This window comes from Kitasatospora sp. NEAU-CNBT7, assembly GCF_057220535.1.
The window spans coordinates 80,244-103,347 of record NZ_JBXQQB010000014.1; the positions used below are offsets into that span (position 1 = coordinate 80,244).

The window sequence follows — 23,104 nt, forward strand, 5'->3', positions numbered from 1 at the left end:
CGGGTTCCGCCGTTCCCGGACGCCGCCGGGCACCGGCCCGGAAGGGCCTGCACTACGATCACGGCCTCGGGACGGTCGCAGGCGGGGGAGCAGATGGACGAGAAGCAGCAGCCCGCGGGCTGCCTGACCTGGGTGGCACGGGCCGTCGCGCTGGTGGTGGTCCTGCCGGTGCGGTTCGCCTGGGAGGCGCTGGTGGCGGCCGGACGGGCGGCCCGCCGGGTACTCCTCGGCGCCCTCGACCTGCTGCTGGTCCGGCCGGCGCGGACCCTGTACCGGTGGCTGCTGGTCCCGCTCGGCCGCCTGCTGCGCGGACTGACCACCTGGCTGGTGGTCCGGCCGAGCGGCTGGCTGTACCGGCACGGCCTCCGCCCGCTCGGCCGGCTGCTCGGTGCGCTGGCGAGGGCGGTGGCGGCGGGCGTGGCGGCGGCGGTCCGTGCGTTCGGTCGGCTGCTCGGTGAGCTGGCGAGGGCGGTGGCGGCGGGCGTCACGGCGGTGGTCCGTGCGCTGGGCCGGCTGCTCGGTGTGGTGGCGAGGGCGGTGGGGGCGGGAGTCACGGTGGTGGCTCGTGCGTTCGGCCGGCTGCTGTCGGCGGCGCTGACGGGCACCGGCAAGGCCCTGCGGTGGCTGTGGCGGTACGCGGGGATGCCGCCGATCCGCGCCCTCCTGGCGGTGCTGAGGCTGGCCCGGCGGGCCGCGAGGTGGCTCGGCGGTGGGCTGCTGACGGCCTTCCGCGCGCTGCTGCGGTACGCCGTGGTGCTGCCCGCGGTCGCCGCCGCGCGCCTGCTGCGGTGGCTCGGCGCCGCCCTGGTCGCCGCCCCGCTGACCCTGCTGGGCCGGCACGTCCTGCGGCCGCTCGGCCGGGGGCTGCTGACCGCCTCGGCCGCCGTCGGTGCGGCGCTGCGCCGGCTGTTGCGCAGCCTGGTGGTGGTGCCGGTGGTCGGGGTGTACCGGTACGGGTTGGTGCCGCTGGGGCGTGCTGTGGTGCGGGTGGCGGGTTGGGGTGTGGCTGGGCTGCGGTGGTCGGTGCGGTGGTTGCTGGTGGTGCCGGCGGTCGGGGTGTACCGGTACGGGTTGGTGCCGCTGGGGCGTGCTGTGGTGCGGGTGGCGGGTTGGGGTGTGGCTGGGCTGCGGTGGTCGGTGCGGTGGTTGCTGGTGGTGCCGGCGGTCGGGGTGTACCAGTACGGGTTGGTGCCGTTCGGGCGGGCTGTGGTGTGGCTGGCCCGCGGGGGTGCTGCCGCGGTCCGGACGGCGGCGCGGGCGGCCGCGGCGGCCTGCCGTTGGACGGTGCGGCACCTGCTGATACCGCTCGGACGGGCGCTGGTGCAGGCGCTGCGCGGGCTCGCCCGGGGCATCGAGCGGCTGGCCGAACTGCTCGGCGCGGCGGTCGGCACGCTCATCGGTTACCTGGTGGTCCTGCCGCTGGCCTGGTTCTGGCGGACGCTGCTCGGACCGCTGCTGCGCGGGCTGTGGCGGGCCGTACGGGGAGCCTGGCGGCTGGCCGGCCGGGCCTGGCGGGCCCTGGTGCTGCGCCCGTGCCGCTGGGCCCGGCGCGAGGTGTGGTGGCCGGCCAAGGCGGAGCTGCGGCGGGCCGCCGCCGAGGTCCGCCGGGCGAGCCGGGAGATCCGCCAGGAGCTGCGCCGGGCGCTGCTGGGGTGAGCTGGGCGCCGGCGGGCCCCGCGGGCCGCGTACCCTTGTCCTGACAGAAGTCCGGCCGATGCCCCGACACGGTGGCGCGCCGGACTGGCCAACTGACTAAGGACTGAGCGACCCTGGCACGCCGCACGCCCGACGGTCCGCCGCCCGCTCCGACGGTGCAGCGCATCCGTCTGCGCTACACCAAGCGCGGCCGTCTGCGATTCACCAGCCACCGGGACTTCCAACGCGCCTTTGAGCGCGCGCTGCGCCGCTCGGCCGTCCCCATGGCGTACTCCGCGGGCTTCACCCCGCACCCCAAGGTCTCGTACGCCAACGCCGCCCCGACCGGGGTCGCGAGCGAGGCCGAGTACCTGGAGATCGGCCTGGCCGAGTTCCGCGACCCGGAGCAGCTGCGCGCGCAGCTCGACGAGTCGCTCCCGCCCGGCCTGGACGTGATCGACGCGGTCGAGGTGCGCACCCCGCACTTCGTGGAGCGTCTGGAGGCCTCGGTGTGGCAGCTGCGCCTGGACGGCGTGGCGCACGAGGAGGCCGGCCGTGCGGTCTCCGCCTTCCTCGCGGCCGAGGCCGTCGAGGTCCAGCGCCAGACCAAGAACGGCATGCGGGTCTTCGACGCCCGTGGTGCCGTCGCCGGCCTGGAGGTTGTTCCGCCGCAGACGGGGAATGGTAACGACACCGGTACGGACGGTACCGGTGATGTTCGGACCACCGGTCCCTGTGCGATACTGCGGCTGGTAGTACGACACGCCACACCCGCCGTACGACCCGACGACGTTTTGTCCGGTCTCCGTGCGACGGCCGACCTGGCGCCGCCGGTCCCCGCTGAGGTGACCAGGCTGGCGCAGGGGCCGCTCGACGAGGAGTCCGGCACGGTGACCGACCCGCTGGCGCTCGACCGCGCAGCGGCCACGGACGGCCAGTAGCGGCCTCCTGGCTGCGCGCATCCGCGTCCGCCGGGCGGGCGGGAGCCCCGGTCCGGAGCAACTCCGGTCCTGCGGCTCCCCGGGCCCCGCGGCTCCCCAGGGGAGCGAGCGCCGTCGCACATGAAGGCCAGCCCTTGCGGCCGGCCGACCCGGATGGTCGGCCGGCCCGAGGATCCTTCCTCCGGCCCGCAACCGGGCCGGAGGGCCCGCCTGGCAGCCAACCAGGCCGGCTCCGGAGTGGCCCGGACAACTGAGAAGACTGGCCCAGACCAGAAGACTTTCGACACCCCGCACCGTGCGGGGCGCCGAGCGAGACTACGAGCCCCTGTGCGGCCTCGCGTCCGCACGGCGGCACCGTGGGAGTCGGTCCGCGAGCATCGCGACCGACCGGAACCCCGGTGCCCCGCCGTGCTCGGATGCGGAGCCCGGGGGCCTGACGGGAGATCCACCCGCATGCTCGAGAACACCGACCCGCAGTCCGCTGCGGAACCGGCCGACCACGACGCCGACGGCTCCGCCGCGGCCGCTCCGCCGCGCCGTCGCCGCCGGGCGGTCTCCCGCCCGGCCGGTGCGCCGCAGGGGGCCGCCGCCGACACCGCCGAGACGGTCGTCCCCGCCGACGCCCCCGGCGCCGAGACTCCCGCCGAGCCCGAGGCGCCCGCCGCCGAGGCCGCGCCGGAGAAGCCGGTCCGGGCCCGCCGTACCCGTAAGCGCGTCGAGGCCCCGGCCGGCGCGCCGGAGGCCGCCGAGGCCGCCGCCACCGAGACCCCCGCGGTCGAGGCGCCGGTCGCCGACGCGCCCGCCGCCGAGGCCGAGGCCGCGCCGGAGAAGCCCGTCCGGGCCCGCCGTACCCGCAAGCGCGCCGAGGCGCCGGTCCAGACGCCGGCCGCCGAGGCCGCCGCCGAGCCGGCTGCCGAGGCCGCGCCGGAGCCCGCCGCCGAGCCGGTGGCCGAGGAGGCCCCGGCCCGCCGTCCGCGCCGTCGCCGGGTCGTCGAGTCCGCCCCCGTGGCGGCCGAGCAGGCCCCGCCGGCCGCGGTCGTCGAGCCCGCCGCTCCCGTCGAGGAGCCGGCCGAGGAGACCGAGGAGGAGGCCGAGGAGCAGGCCGCCGCGCAGGCCGAGGCCCCCGCGCCGGCCGCCGCGCCCGCCGAGGCGGAGCCGCCGCAGCGGGTCCGCCGCCGCGCCGTGCGCCCGTCCACCGCGATCTTCCAGGCGCCGGTCTTCCAGGAGCCCGCCCCGTTCGTGGCCGCGCCCGCCCAGCCGGCCGCGCCGGCCGCCGCCCAGCCCGCCACCGCGTCCGCGCAGCCGGCGAAGGCCGCGTCCGCGCCGGCCGCCGAGGGCGACGACGAGTTCGAGTACAGCGGTGTCGGCCGCCGTCGCCGGGTCCGCACCTCGGTGCGGGTCCGCCCGGAGGGCCGGCCGCAGGCCGAGCCGCGCCAGGAGGCCCGCCAGGAGGTCCGTGCGCAGCAGCCGGAGCCGGCCGCCGTCGAGGCGCCCGCCGAGGCGCCCGCGACCGGCCCGGACACCGAGGCGGAGTGGGACGAGGACGGTCGTCCGTCCCGCCGCCGCCGTCGTGGCGGCCGCCGTCGCCGCCGCGGTGAGAGCGACGAGACCGAGAACGAGAACGACACCGAGACGGTGACCGCGGACACCGCGGACGAGCAGCCGGCCGCTGCCGCCGCGGCGGACGAGGACGACGAGGACGACGACGACCTCGCGGCCGGCCTGTCCTCCTCGCGCCGTCGCCGTCGCCGCCGTCGCCGCAGTGGCGAGAGCGGTGTCGAGGTGGCCGCCGAGACCACCGAGGACGGCGTCCGGACCGTGGTGAAGGTGCGCGAGCCGCGCCGCCGCTCCACCGAGCCGGCCTTCGACCCGGACGAGGTGCAGTCCATCAAGGGCTCCACCCGTCTGGAGGCGAAGAAGCAGCGCCGCCGTGAGGGCCGCGAGCTGGGCCGCCGCCGGGTGCCGATCATCACCGAGGCGGAGTTCCTGGCCCGCCGGGAGTCGGTCGAGCGGGTGATGGTGGTCCGCCAGAACGGCCAGCGCACCCAGATCGGCGTCCTGGAGGACGGCGTGCTCGTCGAGCACTACGTCAACAAGGAGCAGGCCACCAGCTACGTCGGCAACGTCTACCTGGGCAAGGTCCAGAACGTGCTGCCGTCGATGGAGGCCGCCTTCGTCGACATCGGCAAGGGCCGCAACGCGGTGCTGTACGCCGGTGAGGTCAACTTCGGTGCGCTGGGCCACGGCGGCCCGCGCCGGATCGAGTCGGTGCTCAAGTCCGGCCAGTCCGTGCTGGTGCAGGTCTCCAAGGACCCGATCGGCCACAAGGGCGCCCGGCTGACCAGCCAGATCTCGCTGCCCGGCCGCTACCTGGTCTACGTGCCCGAGGGCTCGATGACCGGCATCAGCCGCAAGCTCCCGGAGAACGAGCGCGCCCGCCTGAAGCAGATCCTCAAGAAGATCGTCCCGGACGACGCGGGCGTCATCGTGCGCACCGCCGCCGAGGGCGCCAGCGAGGACGAGCTCACCCGCGACGTGCAGCGCCTGCAGGCGCAGTGGGAGGAGATCCAGAAGAAGGCCGCCACCGGCAACGCCCCGGCGCTGCTGTACGGCGAGCCGGACATGACCGTCCGGGTCGTCCGCGACATCTTCAACGAGGACTTCAGCAAGGTCATCGTCAGCGGCGCCGAGGCGTGGAGCACCATCCACGAGTACGTCGGCGGCGTGGCCCCCGACCTCGCGGACCGGCTGCAGCGCTGGACCTCGGACGTCGACGTGTTCGCCACGTACCGGATCGACGAGCAGCTGATGAAGGCGCTGGACCGCAAGGTCTGGCTGCCCAGCGGCGGTTCGCTGGTGATCGACCGGACCGAGGCGATGGTCGTGGTCGACGTCAACACCGGCAAGTTCGTCGGCCAGGGCGGGAACCTCGAGGAGACCGTCACCCGCAACAACATCGAGGCGGCCGAGGAGATCGTCCGTCAGCTGCGGCTGCGCGACCTCGGCGGCATCATCGTGATCGACTTCATCGACATGGTGCTGGAGTCCAACCGCGACCTGGTGCTGCGGCGCCTGCTGGAGTGCCTGGGCCGGGACCGGACCAAGCACCAGGTGGCCGAGGTCACCTCGCTGGGCCTGGTCCAGATGACCCGCAAGCGGGTCGGCCAGGGCCTGCTGGAGTCCTTCTCCGAGTCCTGCGTGCACTGCAACGGGCGCGGCGTCATCGTCCACATGGACCAGCCGCACACCCACGGCGGTGGCGGTCACACCGCGGCGGCCGGCGAGAGCGCCGCCGCGGGCGGCAGCAAGCGCCGCCGCCGCGGCAAGGGCGGCGCGGGCCAGGGCGAGCCGGAGGGCCTGGAGGCCGCCGGCACCGAGTCCGAGGCGCCGTTCGAGTCCGAGGCCGAGGCCGAGGAGACCTTCGAGCTGGTCGAGCGGGAGCCCGCCGCGCAGCCGGAGCCGGTCGCCGAGGAGCCGGCCGCGCCGGCCGAGGCGGCGGAGCCCGTCGACCGGCCGAGCCTGGTGGAGATCCCGGCCGCCGCGCCGGCGGCCGGCCGCACCCGCCGCCGCGCGGTCCGCAAGGCGACGGCTCCGGCCGGCGCGCCGGGCGGCGCCGAGATCGTGGTGCTGCAGGCGCGGGCCGACGCCGTGGTCGAGGCCGCGCTGACGGCCGCGGCCCAGGCGCAGCCGGAGCCGGCGGCCCCGGCCGAGGAGCCGGCCGTCGAGGCGCCGGTCGCCGAGGTCGTCGAGGTGGAGGCCGTCGAGGCCGAGGCCCCGGCCGCCGAGGCCGCCGAGGAGCAGGCTGCGGAGGAGCAGGCCGAGGAGGCCCCGGCTCCGAAGAAGCGGGCGCCCCGCAAGGCCGCCGCGAAGAAGACCACGGCTGCGAAGAAGACCACCGCGGCCAAGAAGACCACCGCCCGCAAGACCGCGACCAAGCGGACCAGCGCGGCGGCCAAGAAGGCCGCGGCCGCCGAAGGTGATACGGCGTCCGAGTAAGCCCCGGGTGATGGCCGGGTCCCGTCCGCGGGGCCCGGCCGTCGCCGGGTAGGGTCCGGTTTGCCCGTAGGGCGGTCGGTCCGTATTCTTGACCCTTGGCGTGTTTGACGCCGTGCTCCCGAGCAGATCACCTCCCGGTCCAGCCCTGCTGGTTCCGGGGGAGGCCCCTGTGTCCGTACCCAGGTGGCTGGCATCGGCGAGTTCCGACCGAGTACAGAAAGTGGGTACCGCATGTACGCGATCGTTCGCGCAGGCGGCCGCCAGCACAAGGTCGCCGTCGGCGACGTGCTGGAGATTGACCGTATTGAGGCCAAGCCGGGTGACTCGGTCGAGCTCTCGACCATCCTCATCGTCGACGGTGAAGCTGTCACCTCCGACCCGTGGGTGCTCGCCGGCGTGAAGGCTCACGCCGAGGTCGTGGACCAGACCAAGGGTGAGAAGATCGTCATCCTGCGCTACAAGAACAAGACCGGCTACCGCCGCCGCCAGGGTCACCGTCAGCAGCACACCGCTGTGCGGATCACCAGCATCGACTCCGTCAGCAAGTAAGGGGATAGCGAGATGGCACACAAGAAGGGCGCAAGCTCTACCCGTAACGGCCGTGACTCGAACGCCCAGCGCCTCGGCGTCAAGCGCTTCGGCGGCCAGGTCGTCAGCGCCGGCGAGATCATCGTCCGCCAGCGCGGCACCCACTTCCACCCGGGTGCCGGCGTCGGCCGCGGTGGCGACGACACCCTGTTCGCGCTGACCGCCGGTGCGGTCCAGTTCGGCAACCGTCGTGGCCGCCGCGTCGTCAACATCGTGGCCGTCGAGGCCTGAGTCTGCTGACCCTGGGTCAGGACTCACAGTGAAGGGTGGGCCGGGAATGACCCGGTCCACCCTTCATGCTTTACCGCAGGACCCCATTTCTTCGCACTGGAGGCACATCCCATGACCACCTTCGTGGACCGCGTCGAGCTGTACGTCGCCGCGGGTAACGGGGGCCACGGCTGCGCCTCCGTGCACCGGGAGAAGTTCAAGCCGCTCGGCGGTCCCGACGGCGGCAACGGGGGTGAGGGCGGCAGCGTCATCCTCACCGTGGACTCGCAGGTCACCACCCTGCTCGAGTACCACCACTCGCCCAAGCGCAAGGCCACCAACGGCAAGCCCGGCGCGGGCGGCCACCGGACCGGCGCGGACGGCCAGGACCTGGTCCTGCCCGTCCCGGACGGCACCGTGGTCCTCGACAAGAAGGGCAACGTGCTCGCCGACCTGGTCGGCCACGGCACCAGCTACGTCGCCGCCGCCGGCGGCCGCGGCGGCCTCGGCAACTCCGCGCTGGCCTCGGCCCGCCGCAAGGCCCCCGGCTTCGCGCTGCTCGGCGAGCCCGGCGAGGCCGGCGACATCGTGATGGAGCTCAAGTCCGTCGCCGACGTCGCCCTGGTCGGCTACCCGAGCGCGGGCAAGTCCTCGCTGATCTCGGTCCTCTCGGCCGCCAAGCCGAAGATCGCGGACTACCCGTTCACCACCCTGATCCCCAACCTCGGCGTGGTCACCGCCGGCGACACGGTCTACACCATCGCCGACGTCCCCGGCCTGATCCCCGGCGCCAGCCAGGGCCGCGGCCTGGGCCTGGAGTTCCTGCGGCACGTCGAGCGGTGCGAGGTGCTGGTCCACGTACTGGACTGCGCCACCCTGGAGCCCGGCCGCGACCCGCTGACCGACCTGGAGACCATCGAGGCCGAACTCGCCGCGTACGGCGGGCTGGAGGACCGGCCGCGGCTGGTCGCGCTGAACAAGACCGACGTCCCGGACGGCCAGGACATCGCCGACCTCACCCGGGCCTCCCTGGAGGAGCGCGGCTACCGCGTCTTCGAGGTCTCCGCGCTCGCCCACAAGGGCCTGCGGGAGCTCAACTACGCGCTGGCGCAGATCGTCGCCGAGGCGCGGGCCGCCAAGCCGGTGCAGGAGTCCACCCGGATCGTGCTGCGGCCCGCCGCGGTCGACGACGCGGGCTTCACCATCACCGAGGAGGACGGCGCCTACCGGATCCGCGGCACCAAGCCCGAGCGCTGGGTGCGCCAGACCGACTTCTCCAACGACGAGGCGGTCGGCTACCTCGCGGACCGGCTGGCCCGGCTCGGCGTCGAGGACCAGCTGTGGAAGGTCGGCGCCCAGGAGGGCGACACCGTCATCATCGGCCCCGAGGACAACGCCGTGGTGTTCGACTGGGAGCCGACCATGGCCGCCGGTGCGGAGATGCTCGGCCGCCGCGGCGAGGACCACCGCTTCGAGACCCAGCGCCCGGCCGTCGACCGCCGCCGCGAGAAGCAGAAGGGCCGCGACGCCGCCGAGTCGGAGTACCTCGCCTACGAGGCGCTCTCCTCCGGCCGGCAGGCCCTCGAGGGCGACGACGAGGACTACTGACCCCGGGCCGGGCCGGGGCGGTGGCCGCCTCGTCCTGAGGGGTGAAATGCCGTACGGGCCCGTCGCCCGGATCGCGTAGATTGCGGTCCGAGCGGCGGGCTCGATCTTTACGACCGGAGGGCACTGATGACGGATCGGACACTGCGGCAGGAGGTCCTGGCCGCACGGCGGATCGTCGTCAAGGTCGGCTCCTCCTCCCTCACCACGGCGGCCGGTGGCCTGGACGCCGACCGGGTGGACGCGCTGGTCGACGCGCTCGCCAAGGTCCGCACCCGCCCGGACGCGCCGGACGTGGTGCTGGTCTCCTCCGGCGCCATCGCGGCGGGCCTGGCCCCGCTCGGCCTGGACCGGCGCCCCAGTGACCTGGCCCGGCAGCAGGCCGCCGCCAGCGTCGGCCAGGGGCTGCTGGTGGCCCGGTACACGGCATCCTTCGCCCGCTACGGGGTCCGGGTCGGCCAGGTGCTGCTGACCGCCGAGGACGCCAGCCGGCGCGCGCACTACCGCAACGCCTACCGGACCCTGGACCAGCTGCTGGCGATGGGCGCGATGCCGGTCGTCAACGAGAACGACACTGTCGCCACCGCCGAAATCAAGTTCGGCGACAACGACCGGCTGGCCGCCCTGGTCGCCCACCTGGTCCGGGCCGACCTGCTGGTGCTGCTCTCCGACGTGGACGGCCTGTACGACGGCGACCCGAGCCGGCCCGGCACCAGCCGGATCGAGCTGGTGCGCGGTCCGCAGGACCTGGACGGCATCGAGATCGGCAGCGCGGGCAAGGCCGGCGTCGGCACCGGCGGCATGGTGACGAAGATCGAGGCCGCCCGGATCGCCACCGGCGCGGGCATCCCGGTGGTGCTGACCGCCGCCAGCCACGCCGCCGACGCCCTGGCGGGCCGCCCCACCGGCACCCTGTTCCGGCGCACCGGCAGCCGCTCCGCGGACCGGCTGCTGTGGCTGGAGCACGCCTCGACCCCGCGCGGTGCGCTGCACCTGGACGCCGGTGCGGTGGAGGCGGTGGTGCACGGAGGGAAGTCGCTGCTGCCCGCCGGGGTGACCCGGGTGGACGGGGACTTCACCGCGGGTGATCCGGTGGACCTTCTTGGTGAAAACGGCCACATCGTCGGCCGCGGACTGGTCAACTTTGATGCGAGGGAGTTGCCCCGTCTGCTCGGCCGGTCCACCCGAGAACTGGCCCAGGAGCTCGGAGCCGAGTACGAGCGCGAGGTCGTCCACCGTGACGACCTGGTCGTCCTGCGCGGCTGACGGAAGGCCCCGAGGGGGAGTGGGTCAGGCGGGCCCGGCCGGGTCCGGACAGTGTCGTCGCCGAACAGGAGGCCGCCGGTGGGACGCAGGCTCCAGGGAGCACTGCCCGGAGAGACGGCGCAGCGGAGACTGACCAGCATCGAGGGCGGCCGCCGCGCGGACCAGGCGCCGCAGCTGCAACCGCGCGAGGCCGTCCGGGAGTTGCGCCCGCGCGAGGAGGACGAGCAGCCGCAGCCGGAGCAGGGCCGGCTGTGGCACGTGGTGCTCAGCGTGGCCGGCCGGGCCACCCCGCTCGGTGAGCTGCGGGCGGCGCTGGAGCGGCTCGCGTACGACCACTCGTTCTTCCTGACGGCCCGCTACGCCACCGACCACGCGGAGATCCGCTACTGGGAGGAGGCCCGCGACCTGCACGACGCGGCGGCGATAGCCCTGCGGCTGTGGGGGGAGCACAAGGGCTCCGCCAACCTGCCGCCGTGGGAGATCGTCGGCCTCGAGGTGGTCGACCGCCCGACGTACCACAAGCGGGTCGCCGAGGGCTTCGGCGATCCGCCGCCGCACCTGGGCGGCGTGCACCCGTACTGAGCCCGGGGCCGGTGGCGGGCCGGGCGGCCGTCTCACCGGACAGGACGGATCGCGGGTCCGGGCGGCGCAGTCGCTACCCTTTCGGCATGAGCGACCACGCCACCACCGACAGCCCCGTCCTCGCCGCCGCGCGCCGTGCCCGGGAGGCGGCCGCCGAGCTCGCCCCGCTGCCGCGCCGCGTCAAGGACGCCGCGCTGCGGGCGGTCGCGGACGCCCTGACCGCCCGCAGCGCCGAGATCACCGCGGCCAACGCCGAGGACGTCGCCCGCGCCCGGGAGGCCGGCACCGCGGAGTCGGTGATCGACCGGCTCACCCTGACCGAGGAGCGGATCGCCGCCATCGCCGCCGACGTGCGGGACGTCGCCGCGCTGCCCGACCCGGTCGGCGAGGTGGTGCGCGGCTACACCCTGCCCAACGGCCTGGACGTGCGCCAGGTGCGGGTCCCGCTCGGCGTGGTGGGCATCATCTACGAGGCCCGGCCCAACGTCACGGTGGACGCCGCCGCGCTGTGCCTGAAGTCCGGCAACGCCGTCCTGCTGCGCGGCTCCGCCTCCGCGTACCGGTCCAACACCGCGCTGGTCGCCGTCGTCCGGGACGCGATCGGCGCCGCGGGCCTGCCCGCCGACGCGGTCCAGCTGGTGCCCGGCGAGAGCCGGGACTCGGTGCAGGAGCTGATGCGCGCCCGCGGGCTGGTGGACGTGCTGATCCCGCGCGGCGGCGCCGCGCTGATCAAGGCGGTGGTGGAGGGTTCCACCGTGCCGGTGATCGAGACCGGCACCGGCAACTGCCACGTCTACGTGGACGCCGACACCGACCTGGCGATGGCGGTCGGCATCCTGCTGAACTCCAAGGCGCAGCGGGTCAGCGTCTGCAACTCCGCGGAGACGCTGCTGGTGCACGCCGACGTCGCGGACGAGTTCCTGCCGCTTGCGCTCGCCGCGCTGGCCGGGGCCGGGGTCACCGTGCACGGCGACGAGGCGGTGCTCAAGGCCGCCGAGGGGTCGGCGGCGACCGTGGTGCCCGCCACCGACGAGGACTGGGAGGCGGAGTACCTGTCGCTGGACCTGGCCGCCGCCGTGGTGCCGTCGCTGGACGCCGCGGTCGCGCACATCCGCCGCTGGTCCTCGGGCCACACCGAGGCGATCGTGACCACCTCGCAGGCGGCGGCCCGCCGCTTCACCCAGCTGGTGGACGCCACCACGGTGGCCGTCAACGCCTCGACCCGGTTCACCGACGGCGCCGAGTTCGGCTTCGGCGCGGAGATCGGCATCTCCACCCAGAAGCTGCACGCCCGCGGTCCGATGGGCCTGCCGGAGCTGACCTCGACCAAGTACATCGTGACCGGCGACGGCCACGTCCGGGGCGAGGCGACCCGGACGGTCGGCTCCGGCTCCTGAAGCGCGGCTCCCGGGACCCCGCCTCCTCTCCCCCCGCCCGGCGGCCGGGTCCGGCGGGCGGGGGAACCGGCCGGTCGGGACATCCTTGTGACGGAGCAACTGGCCGGAGACCCGGACAAACGGGCCGCCCGGTAATACGCTGAGTCCGTGGCTGACGATGTGGGGGGTTCGCCGTACCCCGACGGCGCCGATCACGGTGGTGCGGACGACGAGTTCGCCACCGTGGTCTTCGACGAGGCGTTCGTCCGGTCCGCCGCGGTCCACGAGCCGAGCGCGCTGGAGCGGCAGCTGGCCGCCGCCGAGGCGCGGTTCGAGCCGGACGCGGTCGGCACCGGCCGGGGCTACGAGTTGACGACCTCGGGGGAGGGGCTGCCGCTGGAGCTGCGCCCGCACCCGCGGGGTCTCGACGACGACCGGCTGTACCCGGATCCGTGGTCCGGGCTGGACCGCTCCCGGCGGCGTTCGCGCTGGGGCCGGCCGGTCCGGCCGCACCCCTCGGCCGCCCACCGCGGCCGGGACGTCGCGCAGCAGCGCTGGCACCGGCCGGTGGCCTGGGTGCTGGCGGTGGTGATGGGCGTCGGGGTGGTGGCGGTGGCGGTGGCCGCGATCTACCGGGGCACCGGCGGCGGTACGGGCGGGTCCCCGGTGCGGCCGGAGAGCGGTAGCAGCAGCCCGGGCGCCGCGGTCGACCCGACGCCGGCCCCGGCGGTGGCCGTGGTGCGCTCGGGCTGACCGTACGGCGGTCCTGTCCGACCTGCCCGGTCCCGTCCGACCCGTCGGTCGGCCCGGCCGTGGACGCGTGGGGCGGGGCGTCACCGGTGCGGCCGGAAGTTCTGCACGGCCTCTCGTACCGCGCGGGGCCCGCGTCTACCCTGGTGGTATGGGTGACCCGCGCGAGCCTCCCGAGGGTACCCCCGAGGGCGGTTCCGGCAACGAGGACGAGTTCCGATCCGTGGTCTTCGACGAATCGTTCGTCCGCGCTGCCCGGATCCAGGAGCTGTCCGCCCAGGAGCGGCTGGGACCTGACCATCCGCGGGCGACCCGGCCCCGGATCGGCTTCGGCCCGATGGGTTCGCTGCCCCGGCAGGCGGTCGCGCTGCTGCTCGTCGTGGTGCTGGCGTTCGCCGCCGCGGTGTACTTCGGCGTGAGTTCCCCGCACCGGGCCGGTGTGGTGCCGAGCGGCAGCCAGCTCTCCTCGACCATGGTGGCGCTCAGCCCGCCGGGCGCGGTCCCGGCCGTCGCCGACCAGGCCGACCCGTTCGCCGGCCTGCCGGGCGGGTACGCCGACGGGGCCGCCGGACTCGGGGTGCCGGCCGCCTCCGCGACCGCGCACTTCACCCGTACCGAGGTGGCCCGGGCGCTGGACACCGTGCAGCGCTACCTGGTGGCCTCCGCGCTCTCCCCGGCGACGCTGGTGCAGTCGGACACGGCGCAGGCCAGGACGCTGGTGACGGCCGGGGAGCTGACCCAGTACGACGACAGCGTCAAGGCGCCGCGGGACGACCGCCGCCACGCCGCGACCGGCTGGCTGGTGCGGTTCGACCCGGGCCAGGTGGCGCTGGCGTCGCAGACCGTGAAGGCCGCCGGTTCGATGGTGGTGACCGAGGCGGACAGCGGGACGCTGGAGGTGGCCGCCGACCACACCTTCGTGTACGCGCTGCGGCCGGCCGGTACCGCGCAGGCGCCCGCCGCCCTGTTCACGGTCCGGCGGGAGCTGCGCTTCGAGTTCGACCACGGCGATGTCGCGGTGGCCCGGCTGCGGCTGGTCGACGCGGTGGTGCAGGCCGGGCCGACCTCCTGCGGCGCGTTCACGGCGGGCTATCTGCAGCCGCTGCCGGCGGGTGCGGCGGGCACCGCCCCGGCACCGGTCAGCCCGGCCGACCACACCCACCCGGCGTGGCAGGTGTGCGGGGTGCTCGGGCCGCCCACGGGCTGACCCCGGCGGCACGACGACGCGAACGGGCCCGGGAGCAGCGGCTCCCGGGCCCGCGGTGCGGTGGCGGTGACGCGGTGGTGGTCAGCCGGCGTTGTCGGCGCCGTCCCCCTGGCGGCCGTCCCCGGCCGGGCCGCCGGCGGCGCCCCGGGCACCGGCGAAGGTGTCGCGGAGCTTGCCGCCGACCGTGCCGACCCCGCCGGCGACGTCGCGCAGCAGGCCCATCAGCGGGTCCTTGCTGTCCTTGACCGACTGCGAGTAGGAGTCGGCCGCGGCCTTCCACTGCGCACCGACCGAGGTGTTCGGGTCGTCGCCGCGGCGCGGGTAGGCGCCGGCCAGGATCGAGCGGTACTCCTCGCTCTCCGCCCACTTCTTCAGCTTGGCCACCCGGACCACCGCGAACGGGTGGGTCTGCGGCAGCACCTGCAGCAGCTTGAGCACGCCGTCGCGCAGGTCGCCGGCCCGGTCGTACTCCTCGGCCTGCTCCAGGAACGCGTCGACGTTCATCTCGGCCAGGTTGTGGCCGCCCGCCAGCTTCATCAGGCCGCGCATCGAGGCCTGCAGGTCCTGCCCGGCCAGCAGCCCGGCCCGGTCGCAGGACAGCTCGGCCTTGCGGAACCACTCCTTGAGCGCGGTGATGACCGCGGTGATCGCCAGGTTGCCCAGCGGCAGCCAGGCGATCCGGGCCGCGATGTTGGTGAGGATCAGCAGCATCGTCCGGTAGACGGCGTGGCCGGACATCGCGTGCCCGACCTCGTGGCCGACCACGGCGCGCAGCTCCTCCTCGTCGAGCAGGTCGACCAGCCCGCTGGTCAGCACGATGATCGGGGTGTCCATCCCGATGCACATCGCGTTGACCGCCGGGTCCTGGGTCACGTACAGGTCCGGGACCTGCTCCAGGTCCAGCACGTACGCGGCGTCGCGGACCATGTCGTACAGCTCGGGGAACTGCCGCTCGGAGGCCTTCACGGCGGTCGCCAGGAACATCAGCCGGACGCTGCGCTCGGAGACCAGCCCGGCGAGCTTCTTCAGGACGTCGTCGAAGCCGCTCAGCCGGCGCAGGGCGACCAGGGCCGAACGGTCCGCCGGGTGCTCCCAGGCCCGGGTGGAGATCTCCGGGAAGCGCTGGCGGCGCCGGCTCGGCGCGGTCTCCTTGGTGAGATCGGACATGCTCTGAGTACCTCCTGGTCGATGCCGGCACCGGCTCCCCGGCCCCCGCTGCTGTTGGCTCCAACTGGCTTCAACGCCCGTGGGCGTGTACTCGTCCCCGGCCCGACACGCTACGCCCGGCCGGTGCGGCGCGGGAGTCCGGAGCCCGGTGGTGGCGCGTCGAGCCCGGTACGGGGCCCCGGCGCCGGGCCGCCGTAAACCCGTCTACCCTGGCAGGGCCGGCCCCGGTGACCCGACCGGGCGGCCGGGCAGCAGCCCGCAGCAAGCCCGAGGAGCCCGACGATGTCCCCTGCCACCCTGGCCCACCTGGCCGGCCCGATCTCGACCGAGAACGGCCCGGGCCTGTTCCTGCGGATCATCGTGGTGGCGTCCTTCGTCGGCGTCGGCCTGCTGGCCTGGCTGCTGGTCCGGGCCGGCCGCGACAACTGAACCGTGCGGGCCGCCCGGTCCGCACTGACGGCCCGTCGGGCCGACGGTCCGCCAGCACACCCGCTCCACGGGGTGGACGCGGTGGGCCGCCGAGCGGTTGCGGTGACGGCCCCCGTACGATGAGCCCGCAGGCCGACCCGGCCCGCACCCCTGGTCCGTCACCGAGCCGAGAAGGTCCTGCCGACCATGAGCCACGCCGCACTGTCCGCCCTCACCCAGCTCGCCGCCGAGTCCGAGGGGGGCAACCACGACAGCCTCAACCCGTACCTGACCGGCGGGTCCGCGCTGTTCATCCTGCTGCTCCTGCTCTTCGTGACCACCCGCTTCAACCGCGACCGCTGATCCGGGCGGCCGCCCGGGGCCCCGGTCCGGGGCCCCGCGGGCCGGGTGCGGACGCGGGCTGTCCCGGTGGTCATCCGGGTCGCGTAAGGTGTGGCGCCATGAGAGAGCAGGCCGGGACCGCGGAGCGCGCGGCGAAGAGGCGACTCGGCGTGATGGGCGGCACCTTCGACCCCATCCACCACGGCCACCTGGTCGCCGCCAGCGAGGTCGCGAGCGCGTTCCACCTCGACGAGGTGATCTTCGTGCCGACCGGGCAGCCGTGGCAGAAGTGCGACCGGACGGTCTCCGCCGCCGAGGACCGCTACCTGATGACGGTCATCGCCACCGCGGAGAACCCGCAGTTCTCGGTCAGCCGGATCGACCTCGACCGCACCGGACCGACCTACACCGTGGACACCCTGCGCGACCTGCGGGCGCTCCACCCCGACGCCGAGCTGTTCTTCATCACCGGCGCCGACGCCCTCGCGCAGATCCTCTCCTGGCGGGACTCCGAGGAACTCTTCGAGCTCGCCCACTTCATCGGCTGCACCCGCCCGGGGCACACTCTCTCCGACGCCGGACTGCCGGTCGGCGGGGTCTCCCTGGTCGAGGTGCCCGCGCTGGCCATCTCCTCCACCGACTGCCGCCTGCGGGTCGCCAAGGGCGAACCGGTCTGGTACCTGGTGCCGGACGGCGTGGTCCGTTACATCGACAAGCGGGCGCTCTACGCGCCGGCCCAGCCATGAACCCGGGAGGGGCGGCGTGACCGGATCCGCGAACCGAGGCGGCCAGGACGACGAGGCCTGGTACCCGCACCAGCAGCAGCCCTACCAGCAGCAGCCGTACCAGGACCACTACCAGGACCAGGGGTACCAGGAGCAGGCGTACCGGGAGCAGCCCTACCAGGGGCAGGGGTACGCCCAGGAGCAGTACCAGCAGGGGTACTACGAGCAGCCGCAGACCTACCGGCCCGAGCCCGACCAGGGCTACCCGCAGTACGGGCAGCAGCACGCCCAGCCGCAGGGGTACGGCCAGGACCGGTACCAGCAGGGCCACTACCCGCAGGGCCAGCACCAGCAGCAGCCGTACCAGCCGGAGGCCTACCGGCAGGAGAGCGGCTACCCGCAGTACGGGCAGCGCCAGGCCCACCAGCAGACCCAGCAGCAGGCCCAGCCGCAGGCGTACGCCCAGGACCCGTACGCCGCGGCCGCGCCGCAGCAGGCCGCGCAGGCGGCGCCCCCGGCCCAGCAGGTGCCGCAGCAGGTGCCGCAGCAGGCGCCGCCGCGGCCGCGCCCGGCGGCGCCCGCCGCCCCGGCCGCGCCCGAGCAGCCGTCCGAGCAGGTCGGCGGACGCCGGAACGCGCGGCCGCCCCAGGACGGCAAGGACGGCCGGGACAGCAAGGACAACTACGCCACCGGCGAGTTCACCTTCGTGGACGAGCAGGCGGAGGAGTCCGAGGACGTCATCGACTGGCTGAAGTTCGCCGAGTCGCGCAGCGAGGTCCGGGCCGAGCGGCGCCGCCGGCTGCGCAACCGGCTGGTCGGCGTGCTGGTGGTGCTCGCGGTGCTGGCCGGCGGCGTGTTCGGCTACCTGTGGTGGGACGGCCGGTTCGGCGGGAGCGACGCGGCCGCGGTCGCGGGCGACCGGCAGGTCACCGTGGTGCACCTGCGCGACCTGCAGGGGAAGGTCTCCACCGCGCTGCTGGTGAACGACGCGGCCGGCCACAAGGGTTCGGTGCTGATGCTGCCGGACACCCTCAAGCTGCCCGGCACCGGCGACAGCGGCGTCACCACGGTCGGCCAGTCCCTGGACACCATCGGTGCCTCCGCCACCCGGGAGGGCCTGAGCACCGTGCTCGGCGCCCCGGTGGCCGGCACCTGGCGGCTGGACACCCCGTACCTCGAGCTGCTGGTCGCCCAGCTGGGCGGGGTGGCGGTGGACACCGACGTCGAGGTGCGCGACGGCAACAAGCCGGACGGCCGGGTGCTGGCGGCCGCCGGCAAGGGCGTGATGCTGAGCGGGAAGGCCTCGGTCGCGTACGCCACCTACCAGGCGCCGACCGAGGGCCGGGACGCCCAGCTCGCCCGCTTCGGCAAGGTGATGGAGGCGGTGCTGCGCACCATGCCCACCGACCTGGCGGAGTCCACCGACGACGTGCACCGGATGAACGCGGTGCTGGACCCGTCCCTGCCGGAGAAGAAGCTCGGCGGGGTGCTGGCGCTGCTGGCCGGGCAGGCCAAGGACGGGCACCTGTCCAGCAGCACCCTGAAGACGAAGCCGGACGGCACCCTGGACGAGGCGACGGCCGGCCAGCAGGTGAAGGAGATCCTCGGCGGAACGGTGAAGGCCGGGGCCGTGACCAGCACCGGCGGCACCTCGCGGGTGTCGGTGGTGAACGCCTCGGGCAACGACCAGAACGCCACCGCCGCCGGTGTCCAGGTGACCAACGCCGGCCTGGAGCTGGTGCCCAGCACCGCCAAGGCCGCCGCCCAGGCGGCCAGCGAGATCCGCTACACCGACGACGCGAAGGCCTCGGACGCCAAGGCCCTGGCGGGTGCGCTCGGCCTGCCGGAGACGGTGGTGAAGAAGGTCACCGACCCGCAGAACGCCGACCTGGTGGTGGTCCTCGGCAAGGACTACCAGGCGCCCAAGGCGTAGCGGCCGCCGCCGTCGCGGTGCCCGACCGGGGCCCGGATCCGTGCGATCCGGGCCCCGGCCCGTTCGTGAGATCCTGGAAGGCGTTAATGCCATCGAGCGGGAAGTACACCGTGACCGTCACAGACCACAGCCAGCAGCTCCTGAACGTCGCCGCCCAGGCGGCCGCGGACAAGCTGGCGCACGACATCATCGCCTTCGACGTGAGCGAGGTGCTGTCGATCACCGATGCGTTCCTGATCGCGTCGGCGGGCAACGACCGCCAGGTCCGCTCGATCGCCGAGGAGATCGAGGACCAGCTGCGCGAGCAGCTCGACATCAAGCCCGTCCGCCGCGAGGGCGAGCGCGAGGGCCGCTGGATCCTGCTGGACTACCTGGACATCGTGGTGCACGTCCAGCACTCCGAGGAGCGCTCGTTCTACTCCCTCGACCGGCTCTGGAAGGACTGCCCCGAGGTGCCGCTGCCGGCCGACGCGGTGGCCACCCGCAACCGCCCGGAGAACGCCGTCACCGACGCCGCGGGCAACGCCGTGTCCGCCGGCTCCGAGGACGAGAGCTGAGCCGCGCCGCGCGGGGGCCGCGCATCGTCTTCTGGCGGCACGGCCAGACCTCCTGGAACCTGGAGTCCCGGTTCCAGGGCAGCACCGACATCCCGCTGACCGAGCAGGGCGTCGAGCAGGCCCGGCGGTCCGCCCGGCTGCTGGCGGGCCTCCAGCCCGACCTGCTGATCTCCTCCGACCTCCAGCGCGCCCGGCACACCGCCGCCGAGCTGGCCCAGGTCACCGGGCTCGGGGTGGACCACCACGAGGGCCTGCGGGAGACCTACGCGGGCGAGTGGCAGGGGCTGACCAACGCCGAGATCCGGGCCCGCTACCCGGAGCAGTTCGAGGCGTGGGCGCAGGGGGAGCCGGTCCGCCGCGGGGGCGGCGAACTGGCCACCGAGGTCGCCGACCGCGCGGTGCCGGTGGTGCTGGCCGCGGTCGAGAAGCTGCCGCAGGACGGCACGCTGGTGGTGGTCAGCCACGGCGGCACCATCCGCACCATGCTCGGGCGGCTGCTCGACCTCGACCCGGTGCACTGGGAGCGTTTCGGCGGCCTCTCCAACTGCTGCTGGTCGGTGCTCGGACAGGGCGCACGCGGCTGGCGGCTGCTGGAGCACAACGCGGGCACCCTCCCGCAACCGGTCATCGGCGACGAGACCTGAGGGTGAACCAGGGGCGATTTCGCAGTTCCGGCTCTGACCAGCTAGAGTCTTCCTCGTTCGCAGGCGAGGAACGCAGACCGAAAGGGAAGCGGGAATCGCGGGAACGCGGGGCTATAGCTCAGTTGGTAGAGCGCCTGCATGGCATGCAGGAGGTCTGGAGTTCGATTCTCCATAGCTCCACTCCGCACCGGTGGTCCGCAAGGGCGCACACGTCGCGGGGCTATAGCTCAGTTGGTAGAGCGCCTGCATGGCATGCAGGAGGTCTGGAGTTCGATTCTCCATAGCTCCACAGCGGAGCCGAAGGCCGTCACCCGATCCGGGTGGCGGCCTTCGTCGTACCCGCGGCCGGTGCTCCCGCGCTCACCCCGCCGCGGGCGGGTGGACGTGCGCGGGTCCCCGCGCGTGCCCGGCCGGTGCCGCGGGCGGGTGCAGGTGCAGCCGTTCCAGCAGCGCCCGGTCGCCGGGCGTCTGCGGGGTGTAGACGGTCAGCCGGCACTCCGGCCCGGCCGGCGCCCCGAGCCGGGCCGCCCGCAGCCGTACCTCGCCGATCCCGGGGTGCCGCAGGAGCGTCGGCCCGTCGTGGGGCGGCGCGGAGTCCCGGCGCTCCCACCGGGTGCGGAACCGGGCGCTGGCGCCCGCCAGCGCCCCGAGGAAGCCCTCCCAGGCCGGTTCGCCGACGTGCCGCCCGTACGCGGTGCGCAGGGCCGCCACCATGCGGGACAGCTCCTCGTCGGGCCGTACGAACGGCGTGCAGCACGCGGGCGCGGTGAACGCGCACCAGATGCTGTTGCGCCGGCCGTCCGGGGTCACGGGCGTGACCGTGCGGGGGAACAACAGGTCGTACGAGCGGTTGGTGAGCAGCAGGTCGTGGCGGCTGTTGCCGACCGCCGCGGGCAGCGGGTCGAGCTGGGCGAGGATGAGGGCCACCGCCGGGTCCGGCACCGCCGGCCGAGGCCCGGCCGGCCCGGCGGGCTCCACCCCGGCCAGCCGGAACAGGTGCTCGCGCTCGACCCGGTCCAGCCGCAGCGTCCGGGCCACCGCGTCCAGCGCCCGTTCGGCGGCGTCGACCGGCCTGCCCTGTTCCAGCCGCGTGTACCAGGTGATCCCCACCCCCGCGAGCTGCGCCAGCTCCTCCCGGCGCAGCCCCGGGGTCCGGCGGCGCTGCCCGGCCGGCAGGCCGGCGTCCTCGGGCTGGATCCTGGCCCGGCGGGCCCTGAGGAAGGTGGCGAGCTCGCCCCGTCGCTGCTCCCGGCGCGGCGGCGGCCCGGTCCCGGCCGTGAGGTGGTCCGACGTCATCGTCATCCACCCATGCTCTCCCGCCGCGCCGCGGCGCGAGAGGCGCTTGCGGCAGCCCGCCCGGCCGGCCGCCACCACCGGTCACGGCAGCCCCGCAGGCCCGTCCTGACGATCCTTCAGGGCCGCCCCCGGTGCCCTCCACGTCCCCGCCGCCCCCGCCGCCACCGTCGCGTGCGGTTGCCGCGGTGCGGGCGGACCCTCGGGGCGCTGATCAGAGGGGTGCGGGAGGGTCGGAAAGCGATTAGGGAGGCACCCCCGGGACCGTGTATTGTTGGCGATGTCGCCGGGGGAAACGCCGGGGACAGCGGTAACGAGGGGCTATAGCTCAGTTGGTAGAGCGCCTGCATGGCATGCAGGAGGTCTGGAGTTCGATTCTCCATAGCTCCACAGTCACAGAAGGGCCGTCTCCTGCGGGAGGGCGGCCCTTCTGACGTTCCGTCGACCGGCCCCGCTCCCCGCTGCCGGCCCGTCAGGGCACCGTCCGGCGTCCCCCGGGCTCCGGCAGGGCGTGGTGGGGGCCCTACCGGCGCGCGCGGTGCGCCGGATACGGTCGTGCCATGGCCGACCTGGCGCGCAAACGGAACGAAGAGCTGGCCCGGATACTCCACCAGCTGGGCTGGAGCCCCGAGCGGCTCGCCCGCGAGGTGAGCGCCATGCTGCCGCCCGGCCTCGCGATCAGCTCCACCGCGCCGTACAAGTGGCGGGACCGGGGCATGGTGCCGCGCTCGCCGCACGACCAGACCGTCTGCGAGGTGCTCAGCCGCACCGTCGGCATCGCCGTCACGTACGAGCAGCTCTGGGGCCAGATGGGCGGCAGCCGCGGCGCCAAGGTGCTCTCGCCCCGGCTGCTGACCGACCCGTGGACGGCGGACACCGCGCAGACCGCGCTGCGCGAGGCGGGCGCCGACGCGGCGCCGGTGAGGCTCACCGACCTGTTCCGCGGCGACGAGCTGGAGCAGGCGGCCCGGCACTGGGCCTCCCCGCCGCCCGAGGTCACCGGCGGCGAGGGCGCCCTGCGGATCGCCCCCGAGCAACTGGCGGACCTGCGGCTCTCGTACGACAGCAAGCAGCGCCTGGAGCGCGCCTACGGCGGCGGCCTGATCCTCGGCCCGGCCCGGGCGGAGCTGGCGATGGTCGGCAAGCTGCTGGAGCTCGGCCGCTACGGCGAGGGCCTCGGCCGGGAGCTGTACGGCGCGGCCGGGCGGCTGGCCAGGCTGGTCGGCTGGGCCAGCTACGACATGGGCAACGACGCCGCCGCCCAGCGGGCCTTCGTGGCGGCGCTGCGCGCCGCGCACGTCTCCGGGGACCCGCGGCTCGGGGTCAGCGTGGTCGGCTGCCTCGCCGTGCAGGCCACCTACAACTCCGGCGGGCGCGGACTGGACCCGGTCGCCATGCTCTCCACCGCACTGCGCGCCGCCGACGAGGTGCTGACCCCCCGTGAGCGGGCCCTGCAGCTCGGCCGGATCGCCCGGGCGCACGGCAAGAAGGGCGAGCAGATCAGCGCGGAGGCGGTCGCCGAGCGGGCGTTCCAGGTCCTCGACGGCGAACCGGACCACGGCCAGGAACACGCCGACCTGGAGGGCATGGTGGGCGAGGGCTACCTGTTCCTGGGCGAGCACGAACCGGCCCGCCGGCTGCTCACCTCCGCCGTCGACGCGCTCTCGCCGGAGCGGGCCAGGGCCAGGGCGCTGCTGATGGTCCGGCTGGCCGACTCCTACCGGCGCACCGGGGAGCAGGAGGAGGCCGACCGGATCGCGGACGAGGCCCGGCTGCTGGCGGCCGGCATGCAGTCCGGGCGGGTGGCGCGGGCGCTGCGGGAGTTCGACGCGGCGGTGCGCGCCGGGTAGCCGCCGCGCCGCGGGGCGCGCGCAGGAGC

General features: G+C 74.8%; 20 protein-coding genes and 3 tRNA genes. 21 read left to right on the top strand and 2 right to left on the bottom strand.

What is annotated here, in order from left to right; genetic code table 11:
• Positions 1-93: 93 nt before the first annotated feature.
• The 11 genes from AC2TEW_RS19685 (at position 94) to AC2TEW_RS19735 (ending at position 14,156) form a co-directional block, all read left to right on the top strand.
• Complete coding sequence (locus AC2TEW_RS19685; protein WP_484624655.1) at positions 94-1,656, top strand: hypothetical protein; 1,563 nt, start codon at positions 94-96, stop codon at positions 1,654-1,656.
• 155 nt (positions 1,657-1,811) lie between these two features.
• Positions 1,812-2,576, top strand: a complete 765-nt coding sequence (locus AC2TEW_RS19690; RefSeq protein ID WP_484624656.1) for a TIGR03936 family radical SAM-associated protein — start codon at positions 1,812-1,814, stop codon at positions 2,574-2,576.
• A 453-nt stretch (positions 2,577-3,029) separates the two neighbouring features.
• Positions 3,030-6,572 (top strand): Rne/Rng family ribonuclease, encoded by a 3,543-nt coding sequence (locus tag AC2TEW_RS19695; RefSeq protein ID WP_484624657.1) that lies wholly within the window; start codon positions 3,030-3,032, stop codon positions 6,570-6,572.
• 231 nt (positions 6,573-6,803) lie between these two features.
• Positions 6,804-7,121: a 50S ribosomal protein L21 gene (gene rplU / locus AC2TEW_RS19700; RefSeq protein WP_350640756.1), complete on the top strand. Its 318-nt coding sequence runs from the start codon at positions 6,804-6,806 to the stop codon at positions 7,119-7,121.
• 12 nt (positions 7,122-7,133) lie between these two features.
• Positions 7,134-7,391, top strand: a complete 258-nt coding sequence (rpmA, locus tag AC2TEW_RS19705; protein ID WP_033818964.1) for a 50S ribosomal protein L27 — start codon at positions 7,134-7,136, stop codon at positions 7,389-7,391.
• Positions 7,392-7,502: 111 nt separating this feature from the next.
• Positions 7,503-8,978 (top strand): GTPase ObgE, encoded by a 1,476-nt coding sequence (obgE, locus tag AC2TEW_RS19710; protein ID WP_484624658.1) that lies wholly within the window; start codon positions 7,503-7,505, stop codon positions 8,976-8,978.
• Between the two features lie 126 nt (positions 8,979-9,104).
• The gene (proB, locus tag AC2TEW_RS19715) at positions 9,105-10,241 is read left to right on the top strand and encodes a glutamate 5-kinase (protein ID WP_484624659.1); all 1,137 of its coding nucleotides are present in this window, start codon (positions 9,105-9,107) and stop codon (positions 10,239-10,241) included.
• Positions 10,242-10,319: 78 nt separating this feature from the next.
• Positions 10,320-10,823 carry a DUF8830 family protein gene (locus tag AC2TEW_RS19720; protein WP_484624660.1) on the top strand — a complete coding sequence of 168 codons (504 nt, stop codon included), beginning with the start codon at positions 10,320-10,322 and terminating at the stop codon, positions 10,821-10,823.
• Between the two features lie 86 nt (positions 10,824-10,909).
• A complete protein-coding gene (locus AC2TEW_RS19725) occupies positions 10,910-12,220 on the top strand; it encodes a glutamate-5-semialdehyde dehydrogenase (RefSeq protein WP_484624661.1) in 1,311 nt (436 codons plus the stop codon).
• Positions 12,221-12,367: 147 nt separating this feature from the next.
• Positions 12,368-12,952: an SCO2584 family spore wall biosynthesis protein gene (locus AC2TEW_RS19730; RefSeq protein ID WP_484624662.1), complete on the top strand. Its 585-nt coding sequence runs from the start codon at positions 12,368-12,370 to the stop codon at positions 12,950-12,952.
• Between the two features lie 148 nt (positions 12,953-13,100).
• Positions 13,101-14,156, top strand: coding sequence for an SCO2583 family membrane protein (locus AC2TEW_RS19735; protein ID WP_484624663.1), 1,056 nt, complete (start codon positions 13,101-13,103; stop codon positions 14,154-14,156).
• An 81-nt stretch (positions 14,157-14,237) separates the two neighbouring features.
• On the opposite strand, the gene AC2TEW_RS19740 is transcribed toward AC2TEW_RS19735, so the two are convergent.
• Positions 14,238-15,323, bottom strand: a complete 1,086-nt coding sequence (locus AC2TEW_RS19740) for a M48 family metallopeptidase (protein WP_484624664.1) — start codon at positions 15,321-15,323, stop codon at positions 14,238-14,240.
• A 282-nt stretch (positions 15,324-15,605) separates the two neighbouring features.
• Between AC2TEW_RS19740 and AC2TEW_RS19745 the strand changes: the two genes are divergently transcribed.
• The 8 genes from AC2TEW_RS19745 (at position 15,606) to AC2TEW_RS19780 (ending at position 20,221) form a co-directional block, all read left to right on the top strand.
• The gene (locus AC2TEW_RS19745; protein WP_199520277.1) at positions 15,606-15,752 is read left to right on the top strand and encodes a hypothetical protein; all 147 of its coding nucleotides are present in this window, start codon (positions 15,606-15,608) and stop codon (positions 15,750-15,752) included.
• 186 nt (positions 15,753-15,938) lie between these two features.
• Positions 15,939-16,094 (top strand): hypothetical protein, encoded by a 156-nt coding sequence (locus AC2TEW_RS19750; protein ID WP_199520276.1) that lies wholly within the window; start codon positions 15,939-15,941, stop codon positions 16,092-16,094.
• A 98-nt stretch (positions 16,095-16,192) separates the two neighbouring features.
• Positions 16,193-16,819: a nicotinate-nucleotide adenylyltransferase gene (nadD, locus tag AC2TEW_RS19755; RefSeq protein WP_484624665.1), complete on the top strand. Its 627-nt coding sequence runs from the start codon at positions 16,193-16,195 to the stop codon at positions 16,817-16,819.
• Positions 16,820-16,835: 16 nt separating this feature from the next.
• Positions 16,836-18,731, top strand: a complete 1,896-nt coding sequence (locus AC2TEW_RS19760; protein WP_484624666.1) for a LytR C-terminal domain-containing protein — start codon at positions 16,836-16,838, stop codon at positions 18,729-18,731.
• A 110-nt stretch (positions 18,732-18,841) separates the two neighbouring features.
• Positions 18,842-19,288 (top strand): ribosome silencing factor, encoded by a 447-nt coding sequence (gene rsfS, locus AC2TEW_RS19765; protein ID WP_484624667.1) that lies wholly within the window; start codon positions 18,842-18,844, stop codon positions 19,286-19,288.
• The gene (locus AC2TEW_RS19770) at positions 19,285-19,932 is read left to right on the top strand and encodes a histidine phosphatase family protein (RefSeq protein WP_033820979.1); all 648 of its coding nucleotides are present in this window, start codon (positions 19,285-19,287) and stop codon (positions 19,930-19,932) included. Before rsfS ends, AC2TEW_RS19770 begins: the two co-directional genes overlap by 4 nt.
• A gap of 107 nt (positions 19,933-20,039) precedes the next feature.
• Positions 20,040-20,112, top strand: a tRNA-Ala gene (locus AC2TEW_RS19775).
• Between the two features lie 36 nt (positions 20,113-20,148).
• Positions 20,149-20,221: transfer RNA gene (locus AC2TEW_RS19780), tRNA-Ala, on the top strand.
• 71 nt (positions 20,222-20,292) lie between these two features.
• Here the strand turns inward: AC2TEW_RS19780 and AC2TEW_RS19785 are convergent.
• Entirely contained in the window at positions 20,293-21,234 is a 942-nt protein-coding gene (locus AC2TEW_RS19785; RefSeq protein WP_484624668.1) for a helix-turn-helix transcriptional regulator, read from the bottom strand.
• Positions 21,235-21,542: 308 nt separating this feature from the next.
• Between AC2TEW_RS19785 and AC2TEW_RS19790 the strand changes: the two genes are divergently transcribed.
• Positions 21,543-21,615: transfer RNA gene (locus tag AC2TEW_RS19790), tRNA-Ala, on the top strand.
• 170 nt (positions 21,616-21,785) lie between these two features.
• Positions 21,786-23,075 carry an NsdA family TPR-like regulatory protein gene (locus tag AC2TEW_RS19795; protein WP_484624669.1) on the top strand — a complete coding sequence of 430 codons (1,290 nt, stop codon included), beginning with the start codon at positions 21,786-21,788 and terminating at the stop codon, positions 23,073-23,075.
• Positions 23,076-23,104 lie beyond the last annotated feature (29 nt).

Coding starts and splice junctions, on each gene's coding strand:
- AC2TEW_RS19685 (WP_484624655.1), top strand. CDS start 94: ATGGACGAGAAGCAGCAGCCCGCGGGCTGCCTGACCTGGGTGGCACGG.
- AC2TEW_RS19695 (WP_484624657.1), top strand. CDS start 3,030: ATGCTCGAGAACACCGACCCGCAGTCCGCTGCGGAACCGGCCGACCAC.
- rplU (WP_350640756.1), top strand. CDS start 6,804: ATGTACGCGATCGTTCGCGCAGGCGGCCGCCAGCACAAGGTCGCCGTC.
- rpmA (WP_033818964.1), top strand. CDS start 7,134: ATGGCACACAAGAAGGGCGCAAGCTCTACCCGTAACGGCCGTGACTCG.
- obgE (WP_484624658.1), top strand. CDS start 7,503: ATGACCACCTTCGTGGACCGCGTCGAGCTGTACGTCGCCGCGGGTAAC.
- proB (WP_484624659.1), top strand. CDS start 9,105: ATGACGGATCGGACACTGCGGCAGGAGGTCCTGGCCGCACGGCGGATC.
- AC2TEW_RS19725 (WP_484624661.1), top strand. CDS start 10,910: ATGAGCGACCACGCCACCACCGACAGCCCCGTCCTCGCCGCCGCGCGC.
- AC2TEW_RS19735 (WP_484624663.1), top strand. CDS start 13,101: ATGGGTGACCCGCGCGAGCCTCCCGAGGGTACCCCCGAGGGCGGTTCC.
- AC2TEW_RS19740 (WP_484624664.1), bottom strand. CDS start 15,323: ATGTCCGATCTCACCAAGGAGACCGCGCCGAGCCGGCGCCGCCAGCGC.
- AC2TEW_RS19745 (WP_199520277.1), top strand. CDS start 15,606: ATGTCCCCTGCCACCCTGGCCCACCTGGCCGGCCCGATCTCGACCGAG.
- AC2TEW_RS19750 (WP_199520276.1), top strand. CDS start 15,939: ATGAGCCACGCCGCACTGTCCGCCCTCACCCAGCTCGCCGCCGAGTCC.
- nadD (WP_484624665.1), top strand. CDS start 16,193: ATGAGAGAGCAGGCCGGGACCGCGGAGCGCGCGGCGAAGAGGCGACTC.
- AC2TEW_RS19785 (WP_484624668.1), bottom strand. CDS start 21,234: ATGACGATGACGTCGGACCACCTCACGGCCGGGACCGGGCCGCCGCCG.
- AC2TEW_RS19795 (WP_484624669.1), top strand. CDS start 21,786: ATGGCCGACCTGGCGCGCAAACGGAACGAAGAGCTGGCCCGGATACTC.